Source organism: Streptomyces sp. NPDC006385 (assembly GCF_040612485.1).
Lineage (GTDB): Bacteria > Actinomycetota > Actinomycetes > Streptomycetales > Streptomycetaceae > Streptomyces.
Map to the genome: position 1 here is coordinate 1 of NZ_JBEXQG010000019.1, position 26,742 is coordinate 26,742.

Below are 26,742 nucleotides of genomic sequence, written 5' to 3' on the forward strand. Positions count from 1 at the left end.
TGTCGTGACCAATACTCAGTGGGCAGGGAAGAGGCGGTTCACAGATGAACCGCTGGGCGTAGCTGCCGGCGGGATCGTGGCCGCCCCGCCCCTCGTCGGACGGTCGCCGTCAGGACGCCACCGCCACCGCCCCCACCGCCGGAGTGCGCAGCATCCGCCGGGCCGTCGCCAGGCTCGTGCCCAGCGTCACCGTCGCCGCGATCGCGACGACCGCCGCGCCGATACCGAGGAACTCACCCGGCAGCACCCCGTCGGTGCGGACCACGGTGAAGGGGACGATCCCCGCCAGCGCGGCCGGCGCGCCGAACAGGACACCCGTGACCGTCAGGATCAGCCCCTCGGCACCCACCGTCCCGAGCACCTGACCCGCAGTCGCCCCCGCGAGCCGCTGCTGCCCGAACTCCCGGGCACGGTAACTGGTCGCCGCGTACAGCGAGTTGACCAGCATCACGCAGACGAAGACCACGATGATGCCGACGACCGTGAAGTTGAGGGTCTCAAGGGTCTTGTCGTCGACCGACTTGGTGGCGCCCAGCTTCTCGACCGTGTCGCTCTCCACCGCCTGCATGGTGAGCGTGGCCGTGGCCACCGCCGTGAACAGGATCAACGACACCAGGATCCCGGCCAGATGACCGGCCCGCTCCCGCAGATTCCGCACGGCCAGCCAGCCGCTCGCCCCGCTCAGCGGCAGCCGGTCCAGCACGGCTTCCAGCAGCCGCGGCGCCCTCAGCGCGCACCCCACCGAAAGGAGGATCGCCCCATAGGCCGGCGGCGCCATCAGGGCCGCGTCCGCCGCCGAGAACGCGAAGGTGGAGCAGACCGCCCCGGCACCGGTGAGCAGCGCGGCGTACGCGAGGAACGTCCGCGCCCGGTCCCGCCGTTCGTGCCCGCGCGTCGCCCGCCGCACGGCGAGGAAGGCAGCGCCCGCCGACGCGAGCAGCGTGATGCCGAGGCCCGTCAGATACGCGATCGGCCCGAAGGAGTGGTCGACGGACCCGGCGACCTGGCCGCTGTCGCGGAACACCTCCAGCAGCGCCCCGCCGCCCAGCATCGCCGGACCGATCGCCGACGCCGCGCCCACCAGCGCCACGGCCACCGCCTCACCCACGACCATCCGCCTGAGCTGCGCCGCAGTCGCCCCCGAGCAGCGCAGCAGCGCCAACTCGGCGGCGCGCTGACGGACGTTGACCGTCAGGGCCGAGGCGACGGCGAAGAACACCAGCAGCGTGCCGTAACCCCCGACGACGCCCGCCGCGGTGGACAACGTCTCCGCGCTGGTCGCGTCGACGCCGTCCTGCGCCGCCGTGTCGTGCATCGAGTTGAACGTCATGATGACCGCCGCGCCCAGGAAGGCGGACAGCAGGGTGGCGAGGAACCGCCCGGGACGGTGCCGGATCGACCGCATGGCCAGCATGAACATCGCTCAGACCCCCATCGCCACGTCGTCGCCCAGGTGCGCCAGGCGCTCGGCCACCGCGTCCGCCGTCGGCGCGTCCATCCGGCCCGCCAGCCGGCCGTCCGCCAGGAACAGCACCGAGTCCGCGTAGGAGGCGGCGACCGGGTCGTGGGTCACCATCACCACCGTCCGGCCGTGCACCCGCACCGCCTCCTGGAGCAACCGCAGCACAGCGCGGGCGCTGCGCGAGTCGAGGGCGCCCGTCGGCTCGTCCGCGAAGATCACCCGGGGTTCGGTCACCAGGGCACGGGCGATCGCGACACGCTGCCGCTGCCCGCCGGACAGCTGGTCGGGGCGGTGCCCGAGCCGGTCGCCGAGGCCGACGGACGCCAGGACCCGCTCGGCCCGCCCGCGGTCGACGCGCCGCCCGGCGAGCTTGAGCGGCAGCACCGTGTTCTGGGCGACGGTCAGCGTCTCCAGCAGGTTGTACTGCTGGAACACGAACCCGATCCGGCCGCGCCGGAACTTCGTCAGCTCCGCCTCGCCGCCCCCGGTCAGCTCCGTGCCGTCCACACGGACGATGCCGCTGTCGGGCCGGTCCAGGCCGGCCGCGCAGTGCAGCAGCGTGGTCTTGCCGGAACCCGACGGCCCCATCACCGCGGTGAACGTGCCGCGGCCCAGACCGAACGTCACCCCGTCCAGAGCGGTCACGGCACTGTCGCGCGCGCCATGGGTCTTGGTGACCTTGACCAGCCGGAGCGCCTCGGCGGCGGGTCCCTGGTCGTGGTCGCGTCGCGAGCCTGCGCGAAACATCGTCATCACTCTCCGTCCGGCACTCCCTGTGCCCTGCCGAAGACGCTACGGAGACGGCGGTCTGACGGCATTGGGCGCAGAACCCGTATCGCGGGGTGTACTTGGCGACACCCTCCGGTCGAACCTCCGGTCGAACGTGGGCGACCCCGCCGACGCCCGGCGACAGCCCGCGCGGGACCGAGGACGACACCCGGACCGCCCTGCTCCGGTCACGCGAGCCCGGCCTCCACGACTCCCAGGCCCGCCGCCTGCTCGTCGGCCGACCCGCGCCCTCGGCTGATCCGGACACCGTCGTGTGGCCGAGCCGGTCCGGGGAACTCGGCCGCCATGGACGATCAGGCCCGCACCCACACGTCGTACTGGATCGAGACGGCACCCCCCGGCGACCTCGCGCCCCCGCCGGACGGTGACCTCACCGTCGAGGTCGCCGTGGTCGGCGCGGGCATCGCCGGACTCAGCACGGCCTGGGAACTGACCCGGCGGGGCCACTCCGTCGCCCTGCTGGAGGCGGACCGGGTCGCCGCAGGGGTCACCGGGCACACGACCGCCAAGGTGAGCGCCCAGCACACCCTGATCTACGACCGGCTCCGCCGCACCCGCGGCAAGGACGGTGCACGCCTGTTCGCGGCCTCCCAGATGGACGCGATCCGGCACGCCGCCGAGACCGCGGACGCCCTCGGCATCGATTGCGACTGGGAGGCCACGGCGGCGTACACCTATGCCGAGGACGGCGACCGCACCGACGAGCTGCGGGCGGAGGCCGCCGCGGCCCGGGAGGCGGGCCTGACCGCCGAGTACGTCACCGACACGGACCTGCCGTTCCCGGTCGCGGGCGCGGTCCGGGTCGAGGGGCAGGCACAGTTCCACCCCCGCAAGTACCTGCTGGGACTGGCCGAGGACCTGCGCCGCCTGGGCGGCCGCGTGCACGAGCACACGCGCGTGGTCGGCCTCTCCGAGGGCGACCCCTGTGTGCTGACGACCGAGGACGGGGTCAAGGTGACCGCGCGGTCCGTCGTGGTCGCCACCCACTATCCGATCTTCGACCGGGCGCTGCTGTTCACCCGGCTCTCCCCCCGCCGCGAACTGGTGGTCGCCGCTCCCATCGAGGCGACCGCCGCGCCGACCGGCATGTACATCACCCCCGAGCAGAACACCCGCTCGGTCCGCACAGCACCCTACGAGGACGGCAGGCGCCTGCTCATCGTCACCGGAGAGCACTTCACGCCGGGCACCGGCGGCGATGTCGAGGCCCGGTTCGAGGCCCTGTCCGGCTGGGCGGTGGAGCGCTTCGGGGACCTCGACTTCACGCACCGGTGGGCCACGCAGGACAACGACCCCACCGACTCGGTGCCCCTCGTCGGCCCGCTGCACCCGGCGAGCCGGCACGCCTACGTGGCCACCGGCTTCGGCGGCTGGGGAATGGCGAGCGGGATCATGGCGGGCCGTCTGCTCTGCGATCAGATCACCGGCCGCGAGAACCCCTGGAGCGGCCTGTACGACCCGCGCCGCGTGGCGTCCGTCCTCCGCGAGGGCATGGACTTCGTCAAGCAGCAGGCCGAGGTGGCCCGCCACTTCGTGGGCGACCGGCTCCAGCACCTGCCCGGCCCCTCGCGCGCGTCGGTGGACGACATCGAGCCGGGCGACGGCGCCGTCGTCCACCTCGCCGGAAAGCGCTGCGCCGTCCACCGCGACGAGGACGGCAAGCTGCACGCCGTCTCCGCGAAGTGCACGCACCTGGGCTGCGTCGTCTCCTTCAACCGCGCCGAACGTGCCTGGGAATGCCCGTGCCACGGCTCCCGCTTCGATCCGGACGGCCGAGTGGTGCAGGGCCCGGCGGTGCGGCCCCTGGAGCCGCGGGACATCTGAGACGCGCCCCTCAGCCGACCAGGACCACCTCCAGCGTCCGCGGCCCGTGCACGCCCTCCACCCGGTCCAACTCGATGTCGCTGGTCGCCGAAGGGCCGGAGATCCACGTCGACGGGCGGACCGGATCGAGCCGTTCGAGCGCCAGCGGCACGGACGACACAACCTGCTCGGGGACCCGTACGACACAGATGTGATGGTCGGGCACGAGCGTGATGCGGCGTCGGCCCTGGTCGGGGGAGCCGTCCAGGACGATGGTCCCGGTCTCGGCGATGGCGAGCGCGCAGCCCGTCACCACGCTGTCGACGCGGTCCAGCTCGTGCGGGGTGCTCTCCGCCCGGTCCGGGACCCGCTCGACGTCGGCCTCCGCGAGCCACCCGGCCTCCAGCCCCGGCGGCACCAGCACCGTCCTCGCGCCCCGCGCGGCGAGCATCCCGGCGATCGTCGCCGCGAGGTCGGCGGGCGTGCAGCGGTGCACGACGGCCCGGTAGTCCGCCAGGTTCTCGGCGAGCAACCCGACCGTCTCCTCGACGCTCCGCTCCCCGTGTTCGCGCAGATAGTCCCGCGCAACCGCCTGCTCGTACGGCGTGTCGCCCTGCCGTACGTCCTCCGGGACGTCCGCCAGCGCGCGCCGCACCCGGCCCAGGATCCTCTCCCTGCCGCTCACTCGCCACCGTCCTTCCCACTCCGCGTCCGCTGCCACCAGTCCCGGAACGGCTCCTGAGGCACCGTCGGCAGATCCCGGGTCCCGCTCCACGCCCTGCCCGGACCCGGCAGCGACCGCGGATGCAGACGCCGGGTGCGCGAGGCGAGCCGCTGACCGGCGCGCAGGGCGCCCGGGCGGCTGAACGCCCAGCGCGCCGCCCGCATCGCGGCCCGCTCGGCGGCATGCCCCTTCGCGGGCTTCAGCACCACCTTGTTGCCCCGCGAGGTGACCGCGCCGCCCTCCACCACCCGCTCCCGCAGATGCACCAGCACCTCGGGGATGTCGATGGCGACCGGGCACACCTCGTAGCAGGCGCCGCACAGGGACGACGCGTACGGCAGCGAGGCGTCGATCTCACTGGTCACGCCCCGGAGTTGAGGGCTGAGGATGGCGCCGATCGGGCCCGGGTAGACCGAGCCGTAGGCGTGGCCGCCCGCCCGCTCGTACACCGGGCAGACGTTGAGGCACGCCGAGCAGCGGATGCAGCGCAGCGCCTGGCGGCCGACCTCGTCGGCGAGCGTGTCGGTGCGGCCGTTGTCGAGCAGGACCAGATGGAAGTCCTTCGGCCCGTCCTCGTCGGTGGTCCCGGTCCACATGGACGTGTACGGGTTCATGCGCTCGGCCGTGGAGGAGCGGGGGAGTGTCTGCAGGAACACCTCCAGGTCCCGCCAGGTGGGCACGATCTTCTCGATGCCGACGACCGAGATCAGCGTCTCGGGCAGGGTCAGGCACATCCGCCCGTTGCCCTCGGACTCCACGACGACCAGCGTGCCGGTCTCGGCGACCATGAAGTTGGCGCCGGAGACGCCGACCTTGGCGCGCAGGAACTTCTCGCGCAGGTGCAGCCGGGCGGCCTCGGCGAGTTCGGCGGGAGTGTCCGTGAGGCCCTCGGGCGCCGGCCGGCCCCACGCGCCCATCTCACCGCGGAAGATGTCCCGGATCTCACCCCGGTTGCGATGGATCGCCGGAACGAGGATGTGCGAGGGCCGGTCCTTGCCCAACTGCACGATGAGCTCGGCGAGATCGGTCTCGTAGGCGCGGATGCCCTCGGCCTCCAGGGCCTCGTTGAGCCCGATCTCCTGCGTGGCCATCGACTTGACCTTGACGACCTCGGTCTCACCGGTCGCCTTGACGAGGTCCGCCACGATCCGGTTGGCCTCGTCGGCGTCGGCGGCCCAGTGGACCGTACCGCCCGCCGCCGCGACGGACTCCTCCAACTGCACGAGATAGCGGTCGAGATGACGCAGCGTATGGTCCTTGATCCGCTTCCCGGCCTCCCGCAGTGCCGCCCAGTCGGACACCTCCGCGACGGCCTTCGCGCGCTTGGCGCGGATGGTGTGCGTGGCGTGCCGCAGATTGCCCCGCAGCGTCGTGTCGTGCACGGCCTCGTGCGCGGCCTTCGGAAAGGCCGGCATCCCCACGAACGTCCCGCTCATTCGGCCGGTGCCTCCTCCGTGCTCGCCAGGATCTCCGCGATGTGCACCGGCCGCATGCCGGTGCTGAGCCGCGCCATCGTGCCGCCGATGTGCATCAGACAGGAGTTGTCGGCCGCGCACAGCACCTCGGCGCCCGTCGACTCGGCGTTGCGCACCTTGTCCGCGCCCATCGCAGCCGAGACGTCGGCGTTCTTCAGCGCGAAGGTGCCGCCGAACCCGCAGCACTCCTCGGCCCCCGGCAACTCGACCAGCTCCAGTCCCTTGACGGCCTGGAGCAGCCGCCGGGGCCGGTCGCCGAGCCCCAGCCCGCGCAGCCCGTGGCAGGTCGGGTGGTAGGTCACCTTGTGCGGGTAGTAGGCCCCGACGTCCGTCACACCCAGCACGTCCACCAGGAACTCGGTGAGTTCGTACGTCTTCGGCACCACGGGCGCCAGCGTCGCCGCGAGCGTGTCCCCGCGCCCCTCGGCCCGCGCCCGCTCACCCATCCGCGGATACAGCTCCCGCACCATCGCCCCGCATGAGCCGGAGGGGGTGACGATCGCCTCGTACTTCCCGAAGACATCGGAGAAATGCCGGGCGAGCGGCTCGGCCTCATGCCGGTAGCCCGTGTTGTAGTGCGCCTGCCCGCAGCAGGTCTGAGCCATCGGGAAGTCCACCTCGACGCCCAGCCTGGTCAGCAGGTTCACCACGGCGCGCCCGGTGTCCGGATAGAGCGTGTCGTTGACACAGGTCAGGAACAGGGCGACACGCATCGCGGCTCCTAGTGATCGATCATCGGATGAGTGCAGGGTAGTGCGGGCGCGCGGCCCGGGGGAGACCCCGCTCACCGTGCGGTGAGCCGGGCCTCCGCCTCGTCCCAGCGTGCCGTGTCCCCCCGCGGCTCGTACCGTGTCAACGGCTGCGTACGGGTGAGCAGGCGCCGCCCGTCCGCGAGGTCGCCGACCAGCCCGTGGACCCGCGCCTGCACGAGGACGTTCCCGAGGGCGGCGGCCTCGGTCGGACCGGCCACCACCGGCAGCCCGCAGGCGTCGGCGGTCAGCTGGCACAGCAGGGCGTTGCGGGTACCGCCACCGACCACGTGCACGACGTCGACCGGGTGACCGGCCAGCCGCTGTGCGTCCGCGATCGCCCGGCGATGAGCGAGGGCGAGCGAGTCGAGGATGCAGCGCGTGATCTCACCGGGCGACTCCGGCACCGGCTGCCCCGACGCCCGGCACGCCTCGGCGATCCGCTCCGGCATCCGCCCCGGCGCGAGGAACGCCGCGTCCCCCGCGTCCACGACCGACCGCAGCGCCGGCACCTTGGACGCCTCCAGCAGCAACCCGCCCAGGTCAGGGTCCCCCCAGGCCCGTACGCACTCCTGGAGCAGCCACAGCCCCATGATGTTGCGCAGATAGCGGACCGTGCCGTCCAGCCCCAGCTCGTTGGTGAAGTTGGCGGCCCGGCTCTCCTCGGTGAGCACGGGGGCGTCGAGCTCCAGCCCCGCCAGCGACCAGGTGCCGGTGCAGATGTACGCGAACCGCTCACCGTCCCCGGCCGGTACGGCGGCCACCGCGGAGGCGGTGTCGTGCGAGCCCACCGCGGTCACCGGAACCGGTCCGGACAGGCCCGTCTCCTCCAGCACCTCGGGCCGCAACAGCCCGGCCGGATCGCCCGGTTGCCGCAACGGCGCGAACAGATCCAGATCGATGTCGAGCCGTTCGGCGATCCCGTACGCCCAGGTGCGGGTCCGGGGATCGATGAGCTGGGTGGTGGAGGCGTTGGTCAGCTCGGTGCCCTGCTCGCCGGTCAGCCAGTACGTCAGCAGGTCGGGGATGAGCAACAGCCGCTGGGCGTGGGACAGTTGCCGTGTCTCACGGGCTGCCGTCAGCTGGTACAGGGTGTTGAAGGGCGCGTACTGCAACCCGGTGGCCGCGTACAGCTCATGAGTCGGCACGGTCGCCCACACCTTCTCCGCGACCCCGTCCGTGCGGGAGTCCCGGTAGTGCACCGGATTCCCGAGCAGGGCCCCGTCGGCGTCCAGGAGGCCGTAGTCCACGGCCCAGCTGTCGATGCCGACGGAGTCGACCTGCCCGGCCGCCTTCAGCCCGTCCAGCACCCCGGCATACAGCCCGAGCACGTCCCAGCGCAGCCCCTCGGGCACCCGCACGGGCCGGTTCGCGAACCGGTGTGCCTCGCTCAGCTCCAGGCTGTCGGGTCCGACGCGGCCGACCATGACCCGCCCGCTGGAGGCGCCCAGGTCGACCGCGGCGTACGACTTCACGGCCGCGTTCACCGCAGGAAGGCGGCCGCGACGCCGGCGTCGACCGGGATGTGCAGCCCGGTGGTGTGGGTCAGGTCGCCGCCGGTCAGCGCGAAGACGGCGTTCGCGACATGCTCGGGCAGCACCTCCCGCTTGAGGATGGTCCGCTGGGCGTAGAACTCACCGAGCTTCTCCTCCTCGACCCCGTACACGGCGGCCCGCTTGGCGCCCCATCCGCCGGCGAAGATCCCGGAGCCGCGCACGACGCCGTCGGGGTTGATCCCGTTGACACGGACGCCGTGCTCACCCAGCTCGGCGGCCAGCAGCCGTACCTGGTGGGCCTGGTCGGCCTTGGTGGCGGAGTAGGCGATGTTGTTGGGCCCGGCGAAGACGGCGTTCTTGGAGGCGATGTACACGATGTCGCCGCCCAGCCCCTGCGCGATCATCACCCGCGCCGCTTCCCGCGACACGAGGAAGGACCCCCGCGCCATGATGTCGTGCTGGAGGTCCCAGTCCTTGGCGGAGGTCTCCAGCAGCGGCTTGGAGATGGAGATGCCGGCGTTGTTCACGACGAGATCGACCCCGCCGAAGGCCAGCACGGCGGTCTTGAAGGCCGCGGCGATCTGCTCCTCGGACGTGACGTCGACGGTCACGGCGACGGCCTTGTCCGATCCGCCCAGCTCCTCGGCGACGGCCCGCGCGTTCTCGGCATCGAGATCGGCGACGACCACACACGCCCCCTCCGCGACGAGCCGGTGCGCGATGGCCTTCCCGATCCCGCTTCCGGCACCCGTGACGAGCGCGACCCGCGTCGCGAGCGGCTTGGGCCTCGGCATCCGCTGGAGCTTGGCCTCCTCAAGGGCCCAGTACTCGATACGGAACTTCTCGGACTCCTCGATGGGCGCGTACGTGGAGACCGCCTCGGCGCCCCGCATCACATTGATGGCGTTGACGTAGAACTCCCCGGCCACCCGGGCGGTCTGCTTGTCCTTGCCGAAGCTGAACATGCCGACCCCGGGGATCAGCACGATCGCCGGGTCGGCGCCGCGCATGGCGGGGGAGTCGGGCAGTGCGTGCCGCTGGTAGTAGGCGGCGTACTCGTCGCGGTACTCGGCGTGCAGCTCCTTGAGCCGGGCGACGGCCTCGTCGAGGGGCGCGGTCGGCGGCAGGTCGAGGACGAGCGGCCGCACCTTGGTCCGCAGGAAGTGGTCCGGGCACGAGGTGCCCAGGGCCGCGAGCCGCGGGTGCTCGGCGCTCGCGAGGAAGTCGAGGACGACTTCGGAGTCGTTGAAGTGACCGACCTGCGGACGGTCCTGCGAGGCGATGGCGCGGATGGCCGGCGCCAGCGCCGCGGCCCGCTCCCGACGCTCGTCGGCGCCCAGCGCCGCGTAGCCCTCGACCACCGGCCCGAAGGGCTCCGGCTTCCCTCGCTCGGCGAGGAACGCCTCGGCGGTCCGGATGATGTGCAGCGAGTTCCGCTCGCACTCCTCGGAGGTGTCACCCCAGGCGGTGATCCCGTGGCCCCCGAGAACGCACCCGATGGCCTGCGGGTTGGCGGCCTTCACCGCGGCGATGTCGAGCCCGAGCTGGAACCCGGGCCGCCGCCACGGCACCCACACCACGGTGTCACCGAAGCACTCTGCGGTCAGCTTCTCACCATCGGCGGCACAGGCCAGCGCGATGCCGGAGTCGGGGTGCAGATGGTCCACGTGCGCGGCCTCGACGAGCCCGTGCATGGCGGTGTCGATGGACGGAGCCGCCCCACCCTTCCCATGCAGGCAGTAGTCGAAGGCGGCGACCATCTCGTCCTCACGCTCGACGCCGGGGTAGACGTCGACGAGCGCCCGCATCCGGTCCAGCCGCAGCACGGCGAGCCCCGCCTCGGTGAGCGTCCCGAGGTCACCACCGGACCCCTTGACCCACATCAGCTCGACGTCACCACCGGTGACGGGGTCGGTGGCGGTGCCCTTGGCCGACGCGTTTCCGCCGGCGTAGTTGGTGTTACGGGGGTCGGAGCCGAGCCGGTGGGAACGGGCGAGGAGGGCGGCGGCTTCGGGGTGGGGTGCCATGAGTAACAGTCCTATCTGAGAGGGGGAGCGGTTATGCCCCTAGGGGCGCGGGGAACTGCGCGACCAGCCACACACGGCCCGCAGTCCGCAGACAACAGAACTCGGCAGATGCTTACGCCCCCCACCCGGCTTGCTCCCCACCAACCCGCTCGGCCACGATCTTCTCGGCCCACCCGGACCGGCGGTACGCGGCAATCGGGTCGGCATCGAGGCCCATCTCCTCCCGCACCTCACCCAGCAGCGGCCGCACATCCGTGTTGTACGCGTCCATCAGCACGGCATTCGCCTCCAGCACGTCACCAGAGGCCTGCGCCTCGGCCAACGCCGACCGGTCGACCAGCAGCGCCTTCGCCGTGGCCTCCTGCACGTTCATCACCGACCGGATGATCGCCGGGATCTTCGCCTCGATGTTGTGGCACTGATCGAGCATGAACGCGACCTCGGGAGTGAACCCACCCCCACGCACGACCTCGTACATGATCCGGAACAACTGGAACGGGTCCGCCGCCCCCACCATCAGGTCGTCGTCGGCGTAGAACCGCGAGTTGAAGTCGAACCCACCGAGCTTCCCCTCCCGGAGCAGCGTCGCGACGATGAACTCGATGTTGGTGCCGGGCGCGTGGTGCCCGGTGTCGACCACGACCTGCGCCTTGTCTCCGAGCTTCAGACAGTGCGCGTACGCCGTCCCCCAGTCCGGCACATCCGTCGCGTAGAACGCCGGCTCGAAGAACTTGTACTCCAGCAGCATCCGCTGCCCCTCGCCCAGCCGCCCGTACACCTCCAAGAGGCCCTCGGCCAGCCGGTCCTGCCGCGCCCGGATGTCGTCCTGCCCGGGGTAGTTGGTGCCGTCCGCGAACCACAGCTTCAGATCCCGGGACCCCGTCGCATCCATGATGTCGACGCACTCCAGCAGATGGTCCACGGCCTTGCGCCGCACCACCGCGTCCGGATGACAGATGCTGCCCAGCTTGTAGTCGTCGTCCTGGAAGGTGTTGGAGTTGATCGCGCCCAGTTTCACGCCGCGCTCCTCGGCGAACTTCGCCAGCGCCGCGTAGTCGTCGACCTTGTCCCAGGGGATGTGCAGCGCGACGGTCGGGGCCACGCCGGTGAACGCGTGCACCTGAGCGGCGTCCTCCAGCTTCTCCCGCGGCGTACGCGGAACGCCCTGCTGGGCGAACACCTTGAAGCGCGTCCCCGAGTTCCCGTACGCCCACGACGGCGTTTCGACTGCCTGGGTCTTGAGTGCGGCCTTCACCGCGGCGAGCTCGGTCACTGAGGGCTCCTGTGACGTCGGGACGGAAGTCGGACGGTAGGCATCTGAAAGGCTTCGCTGTGAAACGATTCAAGACGGGAACGTATGAGTAGGCCGGAGGGGTGTCAACCCCCGCGACCAAGGCTGTTCGTCGTGGCCTGACCGTGACCTTCATTCATCGAAACTTTTTCGACACGGACCCATTGACGTGACATGCCGTCCATGCCTAACGTCCCGGCAACCAAGTTGAAACCTTTCACGACGCCGATAGGGCCGTCCCGCCGGCGTCGTCGAGGAGCCCCCATGACCCACCCGTCCACCACGGGTCCGGCCCCGGTTCTGGCGCTCAGGGACGTCTCCAAGTCCTTCGGCGCGGTCCGCGCCCTGCGGGACGTCTCCCTGGAGCTGTTCCCCGGGGAGGTGCACGCCCTCGCCGGCGAGAACGGCGCGGGCAAGTCGACCCTCATCAAGACGCTCGCCGGCGTGCACCGGCCCGACGCGGGCCAGGTGCTGCTCGACGGCGCCCCCGTCGTCTTCCACGGCCCCGGTGACGCCCGCGACGCCGGCATCGCCGTGATCTACCAGGAGCCGACCCTCTTCCCCGACCTGTCGATCGCCGAGAACATCTTCATGGGCCGTCAGCCCAAGCGCGCCCTCGGCCGCATCGACCACAAGGCCACGCACGCCGCGACCCTCGCCCTGATGCGGCGGCTCGGCGTCGAACTCGACCCCGACCGCCCCGCGCGCGGCCTGTCCATCGCCGACCAGCAGATCGTCGAGATCGCCAAGGCGCTCTCCTTCGACGCCCGCGTCCTGATCATGGATGAGCCGACCGCCGCCCTCACGGGCAGCGAGGTCGCCCGCCTTTTCGGAGTCGTCCGCACCCTGCGCGAACAGGGCGCCGCCGTCCTGTTCATCTCCCACCGGCTGGAGGAGATCTTCCAGATCTGCCGACGGGTGACCACCCTGCGCGACGGCGCCTGGATCGCCAGCGAGCCGCTGGAGGGGATGACCGAGGACGACCTGGTGCGCCGGATGGTCGGCCGCGACCTCGACGAGCTGTACCCGAAGCAGCACGTGAAGCCGGGCGAGGTCGCCCTGAGCGTGCGCCGGCTGACCCGCGAGGGCGTCTTCACCGACGTCTCCTTCGAGGTACGCCGCGGTGAGATCGTCGGCTTGGCGGGCCTCGTCGGCGCCGGCCGTACCGAAGTCGCGCGAGCCGTGTTCGGCATCGACCGCTGGGACGCCGGCGAGGTCTCCGTCGACGGCAAGGCCCTGATCAACGGCGCCCCGTCCACCGCCATGGCCTCCGGCCTCGCCCTCGTCCCCGAGGACCGCCGCGCCCAGGGCCTGGTGATGGACATGTCCATCGAGCGCAACATCGGCCTCACCGGACTCCGTACGACCGTCAAGGCGGGGTTGATGGACCGCGGCGCCGAACGCAGCCGCTCCCTCGACTGGGCCGTCAAGCTCCAGGTCAAGTACGCCCGGATCGCCGACACGGTCAACACCCTGTCCGGCGGCAACCAGCAGAAGGTCGTCCTCGCCAAGTGGCTCGCCACCGGCCCCAAGGTGCTGATCGTCGACGAGCCCACCCGGGGCATCGACGTCGGCACCAAGGCCGAGGTGCACCGGCTGCTCAGCGAACTCGCCGCCGACGGCGTGGCCGTCCTGATGATCTCCTCCGACCTGCCCGAGATCCTCGGCATGGCCGACCGCGTGCTCGTGATGCACGAGGGCCGCCTCACCGCCGAGATCCCGCGCTCCGACGCCACCGAGGAAACCGTGATGGCCGCAGCCACCGGGAGGGCCGCCGCATGACGGTGACCACTCCCCAAGAGGCTCCCGTGACCGACGTACCCAAGTCCGGCGGCACCCGTCTCGTCGACCGCGTCTTCAAGATGCGCGAACTCGCCATCCTGGTCGTCTTCCTGGTGATGATCGTCGTCACCCAGCTGGGCAACAGCGAGTTCCTCACCGAACAGGGCATCAAGGACCTGCTCCTGAACGCGACGATCCTCGTCCTGGTCGCCACCGGTCAGTCCCTGGTCGTCATCACCCGCAACGTCGACCTGTCGGTCGGCTCCACCCTCGGCATCAGCGCCTTCGCCGCCGGTACGTATCTCCAGGGCGGCGGGAACCCGGTCGTCGCCGTGCTCCTGGCGGTGCTGATGGGCGTCGGCTTCGGTCTGCTCAACGGCCTCCTCGTCAGCCTCGGCCAGGTGCCCGCCCTCGTCGTCACCCTGGGCACGCTCTACATCATCCGCGGCATCGACTCCATCTGGGTCGGCTCCCGCCAGATCACGGCGGCCGACCTCCCGGACGGGTTCGTGAACTTCGGCTCCGGCGGCGTCTCGGCGGTGCCGTGGCTGGCGCTGATCGCCGTCACCGTCCTGGTGGCGACCGCGTACTACCTCAAGCACTTCGGCAGCGGCCGCGAGCTGTACGCCCTCGGCTCCAACCCGGAGGCCGCCCGCCTCGCCGGCATCCCCGTGCGCAAGCGGATCCTGGCCGCGTACACGTTCTGCGGTGCGCTGGCCGGACTCGCGGGCGCCATGTACCTGGCCCGCTTCGGCAACGTCGACTCCGGCACCGGCACCGGCTACGAACTCACCGTCGTCAGCGCGGTCGTCGTCGGCGGTGTCGTCTTCACCGGCGGCTCCGGCAGCGTCTACGGCGCGGCGCTCGGCGCGCTGCTGCTGACCTCCATCAACAGCGTGCTGCCCGCCCTCGGCGTCAGCTCCGTCTGGGTGCTCGCCATCAACGGCATCCTGCTCATCCTCGCCATCGCCGTCGACCGGATCGTCGCGCTGCGCGTGGCCTCCGCCCTGAAGAAGAGGAACGCCCGCCATGGCTGACGTCTCCCTTGGCCGCGCGATCCGCTGGTCCTCCGTCAAAAGGTGGGATTCAGCCGTCGGCGCCCTCCTCGTCGTGGTCCTGCTGCTGTCCTTCGGCACCGTCGACGGCTTCGGCAACGCCCTCAACCTGTCGTTCCTCATCGGCAACACACTGCCGATCGCCCTCATCGCCCTGCCGATGACCCTGCTCGTGGTCTCCGGCGAGATCGACCTCTCCGTCGCCTCGACGGCCGGTCTGTCGGGTGCCGTGATGGGAGCCCTGTGGAACCAGGGCATGGCGATCGAGACGATCATCCCGATCTGTCTGCTGCTCGGCGTCGTGTGCGGACTGATCAACGGTCTGCTGGTGACCAAGCTGGGCCTGCCCTCCCTCGCCGTCACCATCGGCACCCTCGCCGCCTACCGGGGCATCGCGCAGATCGTGCTCGGCTCGGACGCGGTGACCGACTTCCCCACCCCGTACCTGGACTTCGCGTCCGGACGCATCGGCGACACCTTCGTCCCGTACGCCTTCCTGCCCTTCCTGGTCCTGCTCGCGATCGCCGTGGTCGTCCTGCACGCCACCCCGTTCGGGCGGTCGCTGTTCGCGATCGGCGCCAGCGAGGAGGCCGCCCGGTTCGCCGGTATCCGCGTCAAGCGGCAGAAGCTGATCCTGTTCACGGTGACCGGCCTGATGGCCGCCCTCACCGGCGTCTTCTGGGCCCTGCACTTCGCCAGCGCCCGCTACGACAACGCCACCGGCCTCGAACTCTCCGTCGTCGCCGCCGTGTTGCTCGGCGGCATCGACTTCGACGGCGGCAAGGGCACGCTCGGCGGCGCCATCGCGGGAGTCTTCCTGCTCGGCGCGCTGCAGAACGTGATGAGCCTCCAGGACGTCTCCGCCCAGTCGCAGATCGTCGTCACCGGTGTCCTGCTCGTCCTCTCCGTGCTCGGCCCCCGGGTCGCACGCCAGATCTCCGTAGCGAGGGCGGGCCGCAGAGCCGCCGCCTCGACTCCGGCCTCGTAACCCAGCCCTTCCTCGTAAAGGACCATCGCCATGCGCAAGTCATCCCTCCGCCGCACCTGCGCGGCCCTCGCCGCCGTCACCTCCCTCGCCCTCGCCGCCACCGCCTGCGGCGGCACCACCAAGGAGGACGTCAAGAACGAGGGCGGCTCCGCGGCCTCGGCCGGCAAGGCGAACCCGAACGCCGAGCTGAAGAAGGGCCTGACCGTCGGCTTCCTGCCCAAGCAGGTCAACAACCCCTACTTCACCGCCGCCGACAAGGGCGGCGAGGCGGCCCTGAAGGAGCTGGGCTCCAGCTACAAGGAGGTCGGCCCGTCCAGCGCCACCGACACCGCCGGCCAGGTCTCCTACGTCAACACGCTCACCCAGCAGCAGGTCGACGCGATGGCCGTCTCCGCGCAGGACCCGGGCGCCCTGTGCACCGCGCTCAAGCAGGCCATGAAGAACGGCATCAAGGTCGTCACCTACGACTCCGACACCACCGCCGACTGCCGCAACGCCTTCGTCTCGCAGGCATCCGCCGAGGACCTCGGCCGCACCGAGGTGCAGCTGCTCGCGAAGCAGATCGGCTACAAGGGCGAGATCGCGATCCTGTCCGCCGCGCAGACCGCGACGAACCAGAACATCTGGATCGACTTCATGAAGGAGGAGCTGAAGGACCCCAAGTACAAGGACATCAAGCTCGTCAAGGTCGCCTACGGTGACGACGACGCCCAGAAGTCCTTCCAGCAGACCCAGGGCCTGCTCCAGGAGTACCCGAACCTGAAGGGGATCATCTCCCCGACCACGGTGGGCATCAAGGCCGCCGCCCAGTACCTGTCGGGCTCCAAGTACAAGGGCAAGGTCAAGCTGACCGGTCTCGGCACCCCCAACGACATGCGCAAGTACGTCAAGAACGGCACCGTCGAGGCGTTCGAGCTGTGGGACCCGGCCAAGCTCGGCGACCTGGCCGCCCGCACCGCCGTCGCCCTGGTCTCCGGCCAGATCACCGGCAAGGAGGGCGAGACCTTCAAGGCCGGCGACACCACCTACACCATCGGCAAGGACGGCGTGATCAGCCTCGGCAAGCCCACCGTCTTCGACGCCAAGAACATCGACCAGTACAACTTCTGACACCCGGAGGGTTGTTGATGCAGCGCGTGTGCTTCCTGCTGAAGGTCAGGGCGGACCGCCTCGACGAGTACCGCGAGCGGCACGCCGCCGTGTGGCCCGAGATGCTCGAAGCGCTCTCGGCCACCGGCTGGCACAACTACTCGCTCTTCCTGCGCGAGGACGGCCTGCTCGTCGGCTACCTGGAGACCGAGGACTTCGCCACCGCCGTGGCCGGTATGGAAGCCACCGACGTCAACGCCCGCTGGCAGGCGGAGATGGCGCCGTTCTTCGAGTCGCTGGACGGCGCCCGGCCCGACGAGGCCATGAAACCGCTCACCGAGGTGTTCCACCTCGCCTGACCCACCCCGCGACACCCGCGTTCCCACCCCGTTCCCCTCCCGCACCTCGCCGACAACGGAGTCCCCCGAGATGAAGAGACGTACGCTGCTGGGCGCCGCCCTCGCAGGAGCCGTGATGACCCCAGCCCTCGCCTCCGGAACCGCCCGCGCCGCCGACCCCGGTCCGTCGGTCACCCTGACCGGCACCACCACCCTCGACACGCAGGCCATCTTCTTCGTGTCGTACGACGGCCTGGTCAACAACAACGCCTTCCAGAAGAACGGCCTGCTGACCTACAAGGGCTACCAGTACGCCGTCTGGTACACGGCCGACCGCAACGCCGTCGTCGGCCGTCGCGCGCTCGGCGCCGGCACCTGGTCCACGGTCAAGGTCGGCCACACCCTGCGCTACAACGACTCCCACAACGTCATCTCGATGGGGATCTCCAAGGTCGACGGCCGTCTCCACCTGAACATGGACTCGCACAGCGACGGCTTCACCTACGTCAAGTCGGTCGCCGGCCTCATGGACAACCCGTCCGGCCTGAGCTGGACCACGAGCCGCTTCGGCGCCCCCCAGTCCACGCTGGACGGCCTCGCGCTCACCTCGCAGTTCACCTACCCGCAGTTCGTCTCCACACCCGACGGCAAGCTGCAGCTCAGCTACCGGGTCGCCGTCTCCGGCAACGGCCGCAACGCCCTCGCGGAATACGACGGTTCGAAGTGGACCAGCCTCGGCGAGTGGACCAGCTCCACGGGCACGTACACCAGCGAGCACGGCTCCTCCACGGCCCGCAACATGTACCTGCACGGCATCGACTACGACCGGAACGGCCGCCTGCACTCCTTCTTCACCTGGCGTGAGCAGAACGGCGCCGTGATGTGCTCGGGCGGCGGCATCACCAACCACGACACCGGCTACGTCTACTCCGACGACCGCGGCCGCACCTGGCGCAACGACGCGGGCACCGTGGTGGGCGTCACCGGCGGCTCCGACAAGGTGTCCGTGAACGACGCCGGCCTGGTCGTGGACCCGCTCAACCCGGACCACTCCCTGATGAACCAGGAGAGCCAGTTCACCGACTCCGCCGGCCGCCCGCACGCGATCATCTCCTACGTCCCGGGCCGCTTCGGCCAGTGCACGACGAACTACGTCGCCGACCGCACGAGGAACGGCCGCGCCTTCCACGTCCGCAAGAACGCCTCCGGCACCTGGCAGAAGACCGAGATCCCCGTCCCGCTGAACTCCAGCCAGCGCACCAAGCTGATCCTGGACAAGTACGACAACGCGTACGCGATCTTCCCGTTCTGTCGTATAGCCGGCGCCTCCAAGGCCTCCGGATACACGGACTGGACGATGCTGTACGACGGCGTCACGGCCGGGCTGAACGCCTTCGGCGAGGTCGTGATCGACGAGACGCGCGTCGGACAGGACCACTTCCTGTCGATCATGTACCAGGAGAAGTCCAGCGGTACGACGCCCTCGGCGCTGCGTAACCTCAACTTCCGTCTGCCTGCCTGATCGCAGCCGTTGCGGGCGGCGTGACGGTAATGTGAAGACCTTCCCGCCGCCCACGTCTCAACTGTCTTCCTGGAGGTCCCTGCCCGATGGCCCAGTCGGTGGGTATCAAGGACGTCGCCCGCGCCGCCGGAGTCTCCGTCGGCACGGTCTCGAACGTCATCAACCGTCCGGACACGGTCGCGACCGAGACCCGGGCGCGGGTGCAGTCCGCGATAGACCGGCTGGGTTACGTCCGCAGCGAGTCCGCGCGCCAGCTGCGCGCGGGCCGCAGCCGGATCATGGGGTTGCTCGTCCTCGACATGGGCAACCCCTTCTTCGTCGACGTCGCGCGCGGCGCCGAGCGGGCCGCGCGGGAAGCCGGGCTCGGCGTCATGGTCTGCAACAGCGCCCAGAGCGCGAGCGAGGAGGCCGACTACCTCTCGCTGTTCGCCGAGCAGCGGGTCCGCGGCGTCCTGCTGACCCCGGCCGACGCCACCGGCCGCAACATCGAGATGTTCCGGCGGCACAACATCCCCTTCGTCCTCGTCGACCGGGTCGCCGAGGGCACCACCGAGTGCTCGGTCTCCGTCGACGACGTCGCGGGCGGGGCGCTGGCGGTGCGCCATCTCGTCGACGCCGGGCACCGCTCCATCGCGTACGTCAGCGGCCCGCCCGGCCTCAACCAGGTCCGTGACCGCCGCACGGGCGCCCTGAACGCGCTGCGGGAGGCCGGCCTCGGCCCCGAGCACCTGCGCGAACTGCCCACCGAGCGGCTCGACGTCGCCGCCGGCCGCGACGCCGGTGCCCGCCTGCTCGGCCTGGCCGAGCGTCCCACCGCCGTCTTCTGCGCCAACGACCTGCTCGCCCTCGGCGTCCTCCAGGCCATGTACGCCGCGGGCGTCGGCGTCCCCGACGACCTCGCGATCGTCGGCTACGACGACATCGAGTTCGCGGCCGCCGCGGCCGTCCCCCTCACCTCCGTACGGCAGCCCGCGGTCACCATGGGCACCCTCGCGGCGGAGATGCTGCTGGAGGAGACGGAGGAGGAGACCGCGGCGAAGAAGCACGAGCACCGGCGGGTCGTCCTCCAGCCGGAGCTGGTGGTCCGGCGCTCCAGCCTGTCGGCCCGCTGATCCGCCGTTCCGTACGATTTCATGATCCCGGGGCTCGGTCGGCGGACGACCATGTGCTGAACTGGGACGCGGCCCGAAAACCATCCGTCCCGGGAGCCCTGTTGACCCTCAGCTACCGCCAGCCCGGCGTCGTCCTCACCGACCGTCACTTCACCGTGCCCCTCGACCACGACGCCCCGACGGGAGAGACGATCGAGCTCTACGCCCGTGAGGTCGTCGCCGCCGACAAGGCGCAGCAGGACCTGCCGTGGCTGGTCTACCTCCAGGGCGGCCCCGGCTTCGGCGCCAACCGCTTCGTCGGCAAGGGCGCCTGGCTCGGCCGCGCGCTGAAGGAGTTCCGCGTCCTGCTCCTCGACCAGCGCGGCACCGGCCACTCCACTCCCGCGGGCCGCCAGACGCTCCCGCTGCGCGGCGGCCCCGCCGAACAGGCCGACTACCTCACGCACTTCCGCGCCGACTCGATCGTCCGCGACTGCGAGGCGATCCGCCGGGAGGTGACCGGCGGCGCCCCCTGGACCGTCCTCGGCCAGAGCTTCGGCGGTTTCTGCACCGTCACCTACCTCTCCACCGCCCCCGAGGCCCTGACCGCCGCCGTCATCACCGGCGGCCTGCCCTCCCTCGACGCGCACGCCGACGACGTCTACCGGGCCGCGTACCCCCGCATCGAGCGCAAGGTCGCCGCGCACTACGCCCGCTACCCGCAGGACGTCGAGCGCGCCCGCCGTATCGCCGACCACCTCCTCGCGCACGACGTGGTCCTGCCGAACGGCTACCGCCTCACCGCCGAGGCCTTCCAGTCCCTCGGCATCCTCCTCGGCGGCAGCGAGGGCAGCCACCGCCTGCACTACCTGCTGGAACACGCCTTCGTCCGCACACCGCAGGGCCCCGCCCTCTCGGACGCGTTCCAGGAGGAGGTCCAGGGCCTGCTGTCGTACGCGAGCCACCCGCTGTACGCCCTCGTCCACGAGGCGATCTACGGCCAGGACGCGCGCCCCACCGCCTGGTCCGCCGAGCGTGTGCGCGCCGAGTTCCCGCAGTTCGACGCGGCCAAGACCCTCGCGGGCGACGGGCCGCTGCTGTTCACCGGCGAGACCATCCACCCCTGGATGTTCGAGTGCGACCCGGCGCTGCGCCCGCTGCGCGAGACCGCCGAACTCCTCGCCGCCCGCGCCGACTGGAAACCCCTGTACGACTCCACACGCCTCGCCGCCAACGAGGTGCCGGTCGCCGCGGCCGTCTACCACGACGACATGTACGTCGACACCGCCCACTCCCTCGCCACCGCCCGCGCGATCCGCGGGCTGCGCACCTGGGTCACCGACGAGTTCGAGCACGACGGCGTACGGGCCGGCGGTCCGCGCGTCCTGGACCGGCTGCTGGCGCTCACACGTGACGAAGCGTGATGTCGGTGTCACGCGTTAGTGTGCGGGCATGACCGAGCCGACGACCACTCGACTGAAGCCCATGCCCGCCGACTGGCAGCGCGCGCTCGCCGTCGTCGCGCACCCGGACGACCTCGAGTACGGCTGCTCGGCGGCGATCGCCGCCTGGACCGACGCCGGCCGTGAGGTGGCCTACGTCCTGGCGACCCGCGGCGAGGCCGGCATCGACACCCTGGAGCCCGCGAAGTGCGGCCCGCTGCGCGAGCGTGAGCAGCGGGCGAGCGCTGCGGTGGTCGGTGTGTCGGCGGTGGAGTTCCTCGACCACAAGGACGGCGTCATCGAGTACGGCACCGCGCTGCGCCGCGACATCGCGGCCGCGATCCGCAGGCACCGGCCCGAGCTGGTGATCACCCTCAACCACCGGGACACCTGGGGCGGCGTCGCCTGGAACACCCCGGACCACGTGGCGGTCGGTCGCGCCACGCTGGACGCGGCCGGTGACGCGGGCAACCGCTGGATCTTCCCGGAGCTGGTGGAGCAGGGCCTGCAGCCCTGGGACGGCGTCCGCTGGGTCGCCGTCGCGGGCTCCAGCACACCGACGCACGCGGAGGACGCGACGCCGGGCCTGGAACGCGCGGTGCGCTCGCTGCTCGAACACCGCACCTACATCGAGGCGTTGACGAACGAGGACCCGGAGGCGTACGCCCGTGGTTTCCTGACCGAGCACGCCAGGGCGACGGGGGAGCGGTTCGGCGGGAAGCCGGCCGTCGCCTTCGAACTGTTCGGCCGCTAGGGCCTGTTGCGAAAGTGGCGCGGTCCCGTCTCCAGGCGGACATGACGCTGATGGCATGAACGATCATCCAGCCGCCCTGGCCGACCTGCGCGGGACTGCGCCACTGCCTGCCGGAACCTCCAGGACGCCCACCGCTGCGGCAGCCACGCGCGGCTCCGGCAGCGGGGCTTCACCGGCTGCACCGTCTACGACTGCTTCGGCGCGGGTCAGAAGGTTTCGCAGCTCACCTTCGGCGGCCAGGACCGGCACACCGGCTCCCGAGCGCACGCCCGGCGCATGTTCGCTGTCTTCCCGGTCGTCCGCCGGCTCCACGAGCTGCTCTGGTACCTGACGGAGGCGCTGGCGTTCCGGTCCCCCGAGGAGCTCGCGGAGGTGGACGTGACCGCCCATCGGCAGGAGGTCAACCAGCTCCTGCTGAAGACCAGCGAGCCGGCACGGGCGGGCGTACGCAGCCGCAAGAAGGACCGCCGGGGCGCGGACCTGATCGGCGCCCGCCTCAGTCAGCCGCCCCGCGCACGGGACAGCGGACGCCTGAGGGCTTGTCCTCGACGGACCCGGGAGCGTCGGGTGCGGTGTTCGGGGTGTCTGGCGCCGCCCGCCGCTCCAGGTGCAGCCGCAGCCCCTCCGGCATCAGCGTCAGCCGCTCCGTCACCCGCAGGCGATAGCCCGGGTCGGCCCGCAACTCGTAGCGGCGCAGCAGCAACCCCAGCACCAGCGTGGCCTCGTGCAGCGCGAACTGCCGACCGATGCACGCCCGCGCCCCCGTACCGAACGGCTTGAAGGTGTGCGGCGGCCGCGTCCGTACGGCCCCCGCCTCGAAGCGGTCCGGGTCGAACCGCTCGGCGTTCGCGCCCCACACCTCGGGATCCCGGTGCAGCATCGCGGTGAGCACCAGCGCCCAGGCACCCCGCCGCATCGGATGGACCCCGCCCAGCACGGTGTCCTCGCGTGCCTCGCGGGCGAAGGCGGGCGCCGTCGGCCACAGCCGCAGCGACTCGTCGAGGACGCGGCGCACGTACCGCAGCCTCGCCACCTGGTCGTACGCGGGCGCCGCCGTGTCGCCCCAGACGCGGTCCACCTCGGCGCGGGCGCGGGCCGCGACGTCCGGGTGCCGCGACAGGTAGTGCAGGGCGAAGGAGAGCGCGCCCGAGGTGGTCTCGTGTCCGGCCACCAGGAAGGTGATCACCTGGCGGCGCACATTCTGCGCGGAGAGCCGCTCGCCCGTCTCCGGATGGGCCGTCTCCAGCATCCGGTCCAGCAGGTCCCCGTCCCCGGGCCCGCCCGCCGTACGGGCGCGGACCAGGTCGTCGACCGTGCGGTTGAGGTACGCGATGTCGGCGTCGTTGCGGCGCCCGGCACGCCGGAGCAGGAAGGGCCACGGCACGGCGTTGAGCCGCTGCGCGTAGCTCAGCGTACCGACCATCGCCGTCACGAAGGGATGCGGACGGGCGCGTTCGAAGGAGCCGAAGTCGTGCCCGAACCCGGTGCGTGCGATGGTCTCCAGGGTCAGCTTGGTCATGTCGCCGGGCACGTCCACCGCCCGGCCCGCCGCCCGTTCGCGGTCCCAGTGGTCCATGAGCCGGTCCGCGACGGCCAGCATCATCGGGTGGTAGCCGGTCATGGCCTCCCGGCTGAAGCCCGGGGCGAGGACGTCGTGCGCCAACCGCCAGTTCGGCTCGTGGTTGTAGGCCGTGAACAGCCCGTCCTTGACGACCGGCCGCAGATTGGCGATGCCCAGCCCGACATGCTTGGCGAAGCGCGCCTCGTCCGCCATGTCGGCCGTCAGGCCGGCGCCCCACACGAACACGAACTCCCTGGTGAACGCCTTGCGCCGGAAGATCGGACCCAACTGACGGGCGTGGCGCAGCGAGTCCTGCAGCGGCGTGCGCCGGTCGGCGCCGAGCACGTCGCCGAGCAGCGGGAGCCGGTGCGGGGGGTGGGGTATGCGGTGCAGCTCGGGCCAGCCCTGCTCGGCGCTGCGGAACCCCTTCGGCAGTCCGTTCCCGGTCGTGGTGTCCGCCATGACGCGATCTCCCTAGATCCAGCGGCAGTTGAGCTAGTTGTACATGGGTTCAATAACGCGCTCCAGTGTGGTCCCGTCGTTGAATCCACGTCAAGTAAAGTGCGGGCATGGCCGCGAACCAGGGCGAGCGCACCCGCCGCCGGCTCAGCACGCAGGAGCGCCGTGAGCAACTCCTCGCGGTCGGGGCCCGCCTGTTCTCGGAGAGCCCGTACGACGACGTGTGGATCGAGCAGGTCGCCGAGATCGCCGGTGTCTCGCGCGGGCTGCTCTACCACTACTTCCCGACCAAGCGGGACTTCTTCGCGGCCGTCGTCGAGCGGGAGAGCGAGCGCATGCTGCGGATGACCGCGGCCGTGCCCGGGGTTCCGGTGCGCGAGCAACTCGCCGCGGGGCTCGACACCTTTCTGGAGTACGTGCACGCCCACGCCCACGGCTACCGCGCCTTCCACCGCGCCGACGCGGCGGGCGACCAGGCCGTACGCAAGGTCTACCAACGCGCCCTGGCGGCCCAGGAGGAGCAGATCCTGGCGGCGATGGCGGCGGACCCCGAGTTCGGCGCGGCCTTCGAGGACCGGCCCGACGCCCGGCTCGCCGTGCGGGGCTGGCTGGCGTTCACCACCGCCGTCTGCCTGGAGTGGCTGAGGGGCTCGGAGCTCTCCCGGGCGCAGGTGCGCGACCTGTGCGCCCGCGCCCTGCTGGGTGTCATCGCGCCCTGAGTGCCTCGTGCGCAGGCAAAGAGATCGCACAGGATCGCGTGGGTCGGTTGGCGTGCGGCTCGATCTTCGATAGGTTAGGTGAGGCTTACCTAAGGAGGCATGGGATGGGTGACAGCCAGACCTGGGCGGCCGCGCCTTCCACCGCGGAACGGGCCCGCTCGATGCTCGCCGCCGCGTGGTCCTGCGCGGTGACCGCGGAGGGCTGCCGCGAGGAGCTCGTCGGCGCGCACACCGTGACCGAGGACGGCCGCGTCCTGCTGGACGTGCCGGAGGACAGCGTGCTCGTGACGGCGGCGATCTGCGCTCCCCGCGGAGAGCCCTCCGCCGTCCTGGAGTTCGCCGACGTCGCCCCCGTACCCGTACGCAAACGGATCCGCGCCCGGCTGTGGCTGTCCGGCTGGTTCACCCCCGAGGACGGCAAACTCGCCTTCCACGCCACCCGCGTGGTGCTGCGGCAGCCGTCCGGTGCCGTGGTCGTCGACCTCGACGAGTTCGCCGCCGCCGCGCCCGACCCGCTGGCCACCGCCGAGGCCCGGCTGCTCACCCACCTCGCCGACTGCCACCCGGACGCCGTCGAGCGGCTCACCCGCCTCGTCGAGTCCGTCAGCCTGCACGGCGCCGTGCGCGTCCAGCCCCTCGCCGTCGACCGGCACGGACTGACGCTGCGCATCGAGCGCGCCCGCGCCCAGGGCGACGTACGACTGCCGTTCCACCGGCCCGCCGACGACGTCGCACAGCTCACCGAGCGCATGCACATCCTGCTCGCCCAGGCCAGCGCCGCCGCCTGCCCCCGCGCCCTACAGCGGCAGCGCGCAGACGGCGACGGGTGACGCGAACGGCTCCCCCGCGAGCCGCAGTTCACCGCTGTCCCCGTCGATCTGGAAGACGCTGACGGTGCTCGACCGCTGGTTCGCCGCGAACAGCAGCGCACCGTCCGGCGAGAGGGCGATCTGGCGTGGGAAGTCCCCGGCGACCGGCACCGTGCCGAGGAGCCTGAGCCGGGCGCCGTCCGACTCCACCGCGTAGCGCGCGAGACTGTCGTGGCCCCGGTTGGCGAGATAGGCGTACCGGCCGTTCGGCGTCACCACGATCTGCGCCGGATAGTTCGTGCCCGAGCCCGTGCCCGTGGACTGCTCGTCGCCGATCGTCAGCCGACCCGACTCGGGGTCGTACGCGCAGACCGCGACGGTGTTGTCGGCCTCGTTGGCCAGATACGCGTACCGGCCGCCCGGGTGGAAGGTGAGATGGCGCGGCCCCGCGCCCGGCTTCGCCTGCGCGCGCCCGACGGCGGTGAGCGTGCCGGCCTTCTGGTCGAGGCGGTAGCTGTAGACGGTGTCCGTGCCCAGGTCGACGGCGAGCACATGGCCGCCGTCGGGGCTGGTGAGGAACTGGTGGGCGTGCGGACCCTCCTGGCCCGGGCCGGGCGGCGGACTGGAGTGCGTGACCAGGTCGGTGCGCTCGCCGAGCGCGCCCGAGGCGTCGATCGGGTGCACGGCCACGCTGCCCGTGCCGTAGTTGGCGCTCAGCAGCCAGCGCCCGCTCGGGTGCACCGACAGGTGGCACGGCGCCGCCCCGCCGGTGCTCCGGCTCCCGAGAACCTTGCGGTCGCCGAGGCGGACGGCGGTCACGGCACCTTCCTCCCGCTCGTCGACCGCGTACAGCGTCCGGCCGCTCGGGTGCAGGGCCAGATACGACGGGTCGCCGACACCCCCGATCGTTCCGGTGCCGGTGATCCGGCCCGTGGCCGGGTCGTAGGTGGCGAGGCCGATGCCCGTGCCGCCGCCCTCGACGGAGGTGTAGGTGCCGAGGTAGAGGGGGCGCGGGCCGGACGGCGCACGGCTCTCGGTCTGGGCGCTCGGACGTGGCCCGGGCGAGGTCGCCTCGGGAGCCGCCGTGTCGGGCGGGTCCGCCGGGGCCGGCGCGTCGTCGCACGCCGTGGCCGCCGGGAGTGTCACGCCGGCGGCCGAGCCCGCGAGGGTTCCGACGAATCGGCGCCTGCTCAGCCCACCACTGCCCATGTCCACACCTCAGGTCGTCGGTCGTCGTGGTCGCGACAGCCACCTTGGCGTGGATCACCCGCGGAGCGCAAGAAAAGCAACGCTCGTTGCGCAGGGCGCAACGGACTC

At 71.5% G+C, this 26,742-nt stretch carries 22 protein-coding genes and 1 pseudogene; 13 read left to right on the top strand and 10 right to left on the bottom strand.

All coding sequences use genetic code 11. The features are described from left to right. Window positions 1-109: 109 nt before the first annotated feature. Window positions 110-1,420 (bottom strand): FtsX-like permease family protein, encoded by a 1,311-nt coding sequence (locus ABZ078_RS17155; RefSeq protein ID WP_356575990.1) that lies wholly within the window; start codon window positions 1,418-1,420, stop codon window positions 110-112. Between the two features lie 3 nt (window positions 1,421-1,423). Then, window positions 1,424-2,209 (bottom strand): ABC transporter ATP-binding protein, encoded by a 786-nt coding sequence (locus ABZ078_RS17160; protein WP_356576224.1) that lies wholly within the window; start codon window positions 2,207-2,209, stop codon window positions 1,424-1,426. A 327-nt stretch (window positions 2,210-2,536) separates the two neighbouring features. Here ABZ078_RS17160 and ABZ078_RS17165 point away from each other — a divergent pair, with 327 nt between their 5' ends. Then, complete coding sequence (locus tag ABZ078_RS17165) at window positions 2,537-4,075, top strand: FAD-dependent oxidoreductase (protein WP_356575992.1); 1,539 nt, start codon at window positions 2,537-2,539, stop codon at window positions 4,073-4,075. Between the two features lie 10 nt (window positions 4,076-4,085). Here ABZ078_RS17165 and ABZ078_RS17170 read toward each other — a convergent pair whose 3' ends face one another. From ABZ078_RS17170 to rhaI, 6 genes are all read right to left on the bottom strand, one after another. Continuing rightward, the gene (locus tag ABZ078_RS17170) at window positions 4,086-4,739 is read right to left on the bottom strand and encodes an LUD domain-containing protein (protein WP_356575994.1); all 654 of its coding nucleotides are present in this window, start codon (window positions 4,737-4,739) and stop codon (window positions 4,086-4,088) included. Beyond that, a complete protein-coding gene (locus ABZ078_RS17175; RefSeq protein ID WP_356575996.1) occupies window positions 4,736-6,214 on the bottom strand; it encodes a LutB/LldF family L-lactate oxidation iron-sulfur protein in 1,479 nt (492 codons plus the stop codon). Before ABZ078_RS17175 ends, ABZ078_RS17170 begins: the two co-directional genes overlap by 4 nt. Then, entirely contained in the window at window positions 6,211-6,966 is a 756-nt protein-coding gene (locus ABZ078_RS17180; protein ID WP_356575998.1) for a (Fe-S)-binding protein, read from the bottom strand. The genes ABZ078_RS17175 and ABZ078_RS17180 overlap by 4 nt, the downstream gene beginning before the upstream one ends. Before the next feature lie 71 nt (window positions 6,967-7,037). Next, the gene (locus tag ABZ078_RS17185) at window positions 7,038-8,489 is read right to left on the bottom strand and encodes a rhamnulokinase family protein (protein WP_356576000.1); all 1,452 of its coding nucleotides are present in this window, start codon (window positions 8,487-8,489) and stop codon (window positions 7,038-7,040) included. Then, window positions 8,486-10,525: a bifunctional aldolase/short-chain dehydrogenase gene (locus ABZ078_RS17190; protein ID WP_356576002.1), complete on the bottom strand. Its 2,040-nt coding sequence runs from the start codon at window positions 10,523-10,525 to the stop codon at window positions 8,486-8,488. The genes ABZ078_RS17185 and ABZ078_RS17190 overlap by 4 nt, the downstream gene beginning before the upstream one ends. 112 nt (window positions 10,526-10,637) lie before the next feature. After that, window positions 10,638-11,798 (bottom strand): L-rhamnose isomerase, encoded by a 1,161-nt coding sequence (gene rhaI / locus ABZ078_RS17195; RefSeq protein WP_356576003.1) that lies wholly within the window; start codon window positions 11,796-11,798, stop codon window positions 10,638-10,640. Window positions 11,799-12,080: 282 nt separating this feature from the next. Between rhaI and ABZ078_RS17200 the strand changes: the two genes are divergently transcribed. The 10 genes and pseudogenes from ABZ078_RS17200 to ABZ078_RS17245 all read left to right on the top strand — a co-directional run. Beyond that, a complete protein-coding gene (locus tag ABZ078_RS17200) occupies window positions 12,081-13,598 on the top strand; it encodes a sugar ABC transporter ATP-binding protein (protein ID WP_356576005.1) in 1,518 nt (505 codons plus the stop codon). Continuing rightward, a complete protein-coding gene (locus ABZ078_RS17205; protein ID WP_356576007.1) occupies window positions 13,595-14,635 on the top strand; it encodes an ABC transporter permease in 1,041 nt (346 codons plus the stop codon). Before ABZ078_RS17200 ends, ABZ078_RS17205 begins: the two co-directional genes overlap by 4 nt. Further along, on the top strand, window positions 14,628-15,641 hold the full coding sequence (locus tag ABZ078_RS17210) for an ABC transporter permease (RefSeq protein WP_356576009.1): 1,014 nt from the start codon (window positions 14,628-14,630) through the stop codon (window positions 15,639-15,641). Before ABZ078_RS17205 ends, ABZ078_RS17210 begins: the two co-directional genes overlap by 8 nt. A 30-nt stretch (window positions 15,642-15,671) precedes the next feature. After that, a complete protein-coding gene (rhaS, locus tag ABZ078_RS17215; protein ID WP_356576011.1) occupies window positions 15,672-16,751 on the top strand; it encodes a rhamnose ABC transporter substrate-binding protein in 1,080 nt (359 codons plus the stop codon). A 17-nt stretch (window positions 16,752-16,768) separates the two neighbouring features. Then, on the top strand, window positions 16,769-17,089 hold the full coding sequence (locus ABZ078_RS17220; RefSeq protein ID WP_356576013.1) for an L-rhamnose mutarotase: 321 nt from the start codon (window positions 16,769-16,771) through the stop codon (window positions 17,087-17,089). A 70-nt stretch (window positions 17,090-17,159) separates the two neighbouring features. Further along, entirely contained in the window at window positions 17,160-18,590 is a 1,431-nt protein-coding gene (locus ABZ078_RS17225) for a BNR repeat-containing protein (RefSeq protein WP_356576015.1), read from the top strand. Window positions 18,591-18,676: 86 nt separating this feature from the next. After that, complete coding sequence (locus tag ABZ078_RS17230) at window positions 18,677-19,702, top strand: LacI family DNA-binding transcriptional regulator (RefSeq protein WP_356576017.1); 1,026 nt, start codon at window positions 18,677-18,679, stop codon at window positions 19,700-19,702. 101 nt (window positions 19,703-19,803) lie between these two features. Continuing rightward, window positions 19,804-21,105 (top strand): alpha/beta fold hydrolase, encoded by a 1,302-nt coding sequence (locus ABZ078_RS17235; RefSeq protein WP_356576019.1) that lies wholly within the window; start codon window positions 19,804-19,806, stop codon window positions 21,103-21,105. Between the two features lie 28 nt (window positions 21,106-21,133). After that, window positions 21,134-21,877, top strand: a complete 744-nt coding sequence (locus ABZ078_RS17240) for a PIG-L deacetylase family protein (protein ID WP_356576021.1) — start codon at window positions 21,134-21,136, stop codon at window positions 21,875-21,877. A gap of 108 nt (window positions 21,878-21,985) precedes the next feature. Next, window positions 21,986-22,375 (top strand): annotated as a pseudogene (locus ABZ078_RS17245) (pentapeptide repeat-containing protein); the annotation flags it as partial. Here ABZ078_RS17245 and ABZ078_RS17250 read toward each other — a convergent pair. Further along, complete coding sequence (locus ABZ078_RS17250; RefSeq protein ID WP_356576023.1) at window positions 22,374-23,900, bottom strand: cytochrome P450; 1,527 nt, start codon at window positions 23,898-23,900, stop codon at window positions 22,374-22,376. The pseudogene ABZ078_RS17245 and the gene ABZ078_RS17250 sit on opposite strands and share 2 nt — an antisense overlap. Before the next feature lie 107 nt (window positions 23,901-24,007). On the opposite strand from ABZ078_RS17250, the gene ABZ078_RS17255 reads away from it, so the two are divergent. Next, window positions 24,008-24,616 (top strand): TetR/AcrR family transcriptional regulator, encoded by a 609-nt coding sequence (locus ABZ078_RS17255; protein WP_356576025.1) that lies wholly within the window; start codon window positions 24,008-24,010, stop codon window positions 24,614-24,616. 104 nt (window positions 24,617-24,720) lie between these two features. Then, window positions 24,721-25,446: a DUF2470 domain-containing protein gene (locus ABZ078_RS17260; protein WP_356576026.1), complete on the top strand. Its 726-nt coding sequence runs from the start codon at window positions 24,721-24,723 to the stop codon at window positions 25,444-25,446. On the opposite strand, the gene ABZ078_RS17265 is transcribed toward ABZ078_RS17260, so the two are convergent. Then, window positions 25,414-26,634 carry a lactonase family protein gene (locus ABZ078_RS17265; RefSeq protein ID WP_356576028.1) on the bottom strand — a complete coding sequence of 407 codons (1,221 nt, stop codon included), beginning with the start codon at window positions 26,632-26,634 and terminating at the stop codon, window positions 25,414-25,416. The genes ABZ078_RS17260 and ABZ078_RS17265 overlap by 33 nt on opposite strands. Between the last annotated feature and the right edge of the window lie 108 nt (window positions 26,635-26,742).

Coding starts and splice junctions, on each gene's coding strand:
- ABZ078_RS17155 (WP_356575990.1), bottom strand. CDS start 1,420: ATGTTCATGCTGGCCATGCGGTCGATCCGGCACCGTCCCGGGCGGTTC.
- ABZ078_RS17160 (WP_356576224.1), bottom strand. CDS start 2,209: ATGTTTCGCGCAGGCTCGCGACGCGACCACGACCAGGGACCCGCCGCC.
- ABZ078_RS17165 (WP_356575992.1), top strand. CDS start 2,537: ATGGACGATCAGGCCCGCACCCACACGTCGTACTGGATCGAGACGGCA.
- ABZ078_RS17175 (WP_356575996.1), bottom strand. CDS start 6,214: ATGAGCGGGACGTTCGTGGGGATGCCGGCCTTTCCGAAGGCCGCGCAC.
- ABZ078_RS17180 (WP_356575998.1), bottom strand. CDS start 6,966: ATGCGTGTCGCCCTGTTCCTGACCTGTGTCAACGACACGCTCTATCCG.
- ABZ078_RS17190 (WP_356576002.1), bottom strand. CDS start 10,525: ATGGCACCCCACCCCGAAGCCGCCGCCCTCCTCGCCCGTTCCCACCGG.
- ABZ078_RS17200 (WP_356576005.1), top strand. CDS start 12,081: ATGACCCACCCGTCCACCACGGGTCCGGCCCCGGTTCTGGCGCTCAGG.
- ABZ078_RS17205 (WP_356576007.1), top strand. CDS start 13,595: ATGACGGTGACCACTCCCCAAGAGGCTCCCGTGACCGACGTACCCAAG.
- ABZ078_RS17210 (WP_356576009.1), top strand. CDS start 14,628: ATGGCTGACGTCTCCCTTGGCCGCGCGATCCGCTGGTCCTCCGTCAAA.
- rhaS (WP_356576011.1), top strand. CDS start 15,672: ATGCGCAAGTCATCCCTCCGCCGCACCTGCGCGGCCCTCGCCGCCGTC.
- ABZ078_RS17220 (WP_356576013.1), top strand. CDS start 16,769: ATGCAGCGCGTGTGCTTCCTGCTGAAGGTCAGGGCGGACCGCCTCGAC.
- ABZ078_RS17225 (WP_356576015.1), top strand. CDS start 17,160: ATGAAGAGACGTACGCTGCTGGGCGCCGCCCTCGCAGGAGCCGTGATG.
- ABZ078_RS17230 (WP_356576017.1), top strand. CDS start 18,677: ATGGCCCAGTCGGTGGGTATCAAGGACGTCGCCCGCGCCGCCGGAGTC.
- ABZ078_RS17240 (WP_356576021.1), top strand. CDS start 21,134: ATGACCGAGCCGACGACCACTCGACTGAAGCCCATGCCCGCCGACTGG.
- ABZ078_RS17250 (WP_356576023.1), bottom strand. CDS start 23,900: ATGGCGGACACCACGACCGGGAACGGACTGCCGAAGGGGTTCCGCAGC.
- ABZ078_RS17255 (WP_356576025.1), top strand. CDS start 24,008: ATGGCCGCGAACCAGGGCGAGCGCACCCGCCGCCGGCTCAGCACGCAG.
- ABZ078_RS17260 (WP_356576026.1), top strand. CDS start 24,721: ATGGGTGACAGCCAGACCTGGGCGGCCGCGCCTTCCACCGCGGAACGG.
- ABZ078_RS17265 (WP_356576028.1), bottom strand. CDS start 26,634: ATGGGCAGTGGTGGGCTGAGCAGGCGCCGATTCGTCGGAACCCTCGCG.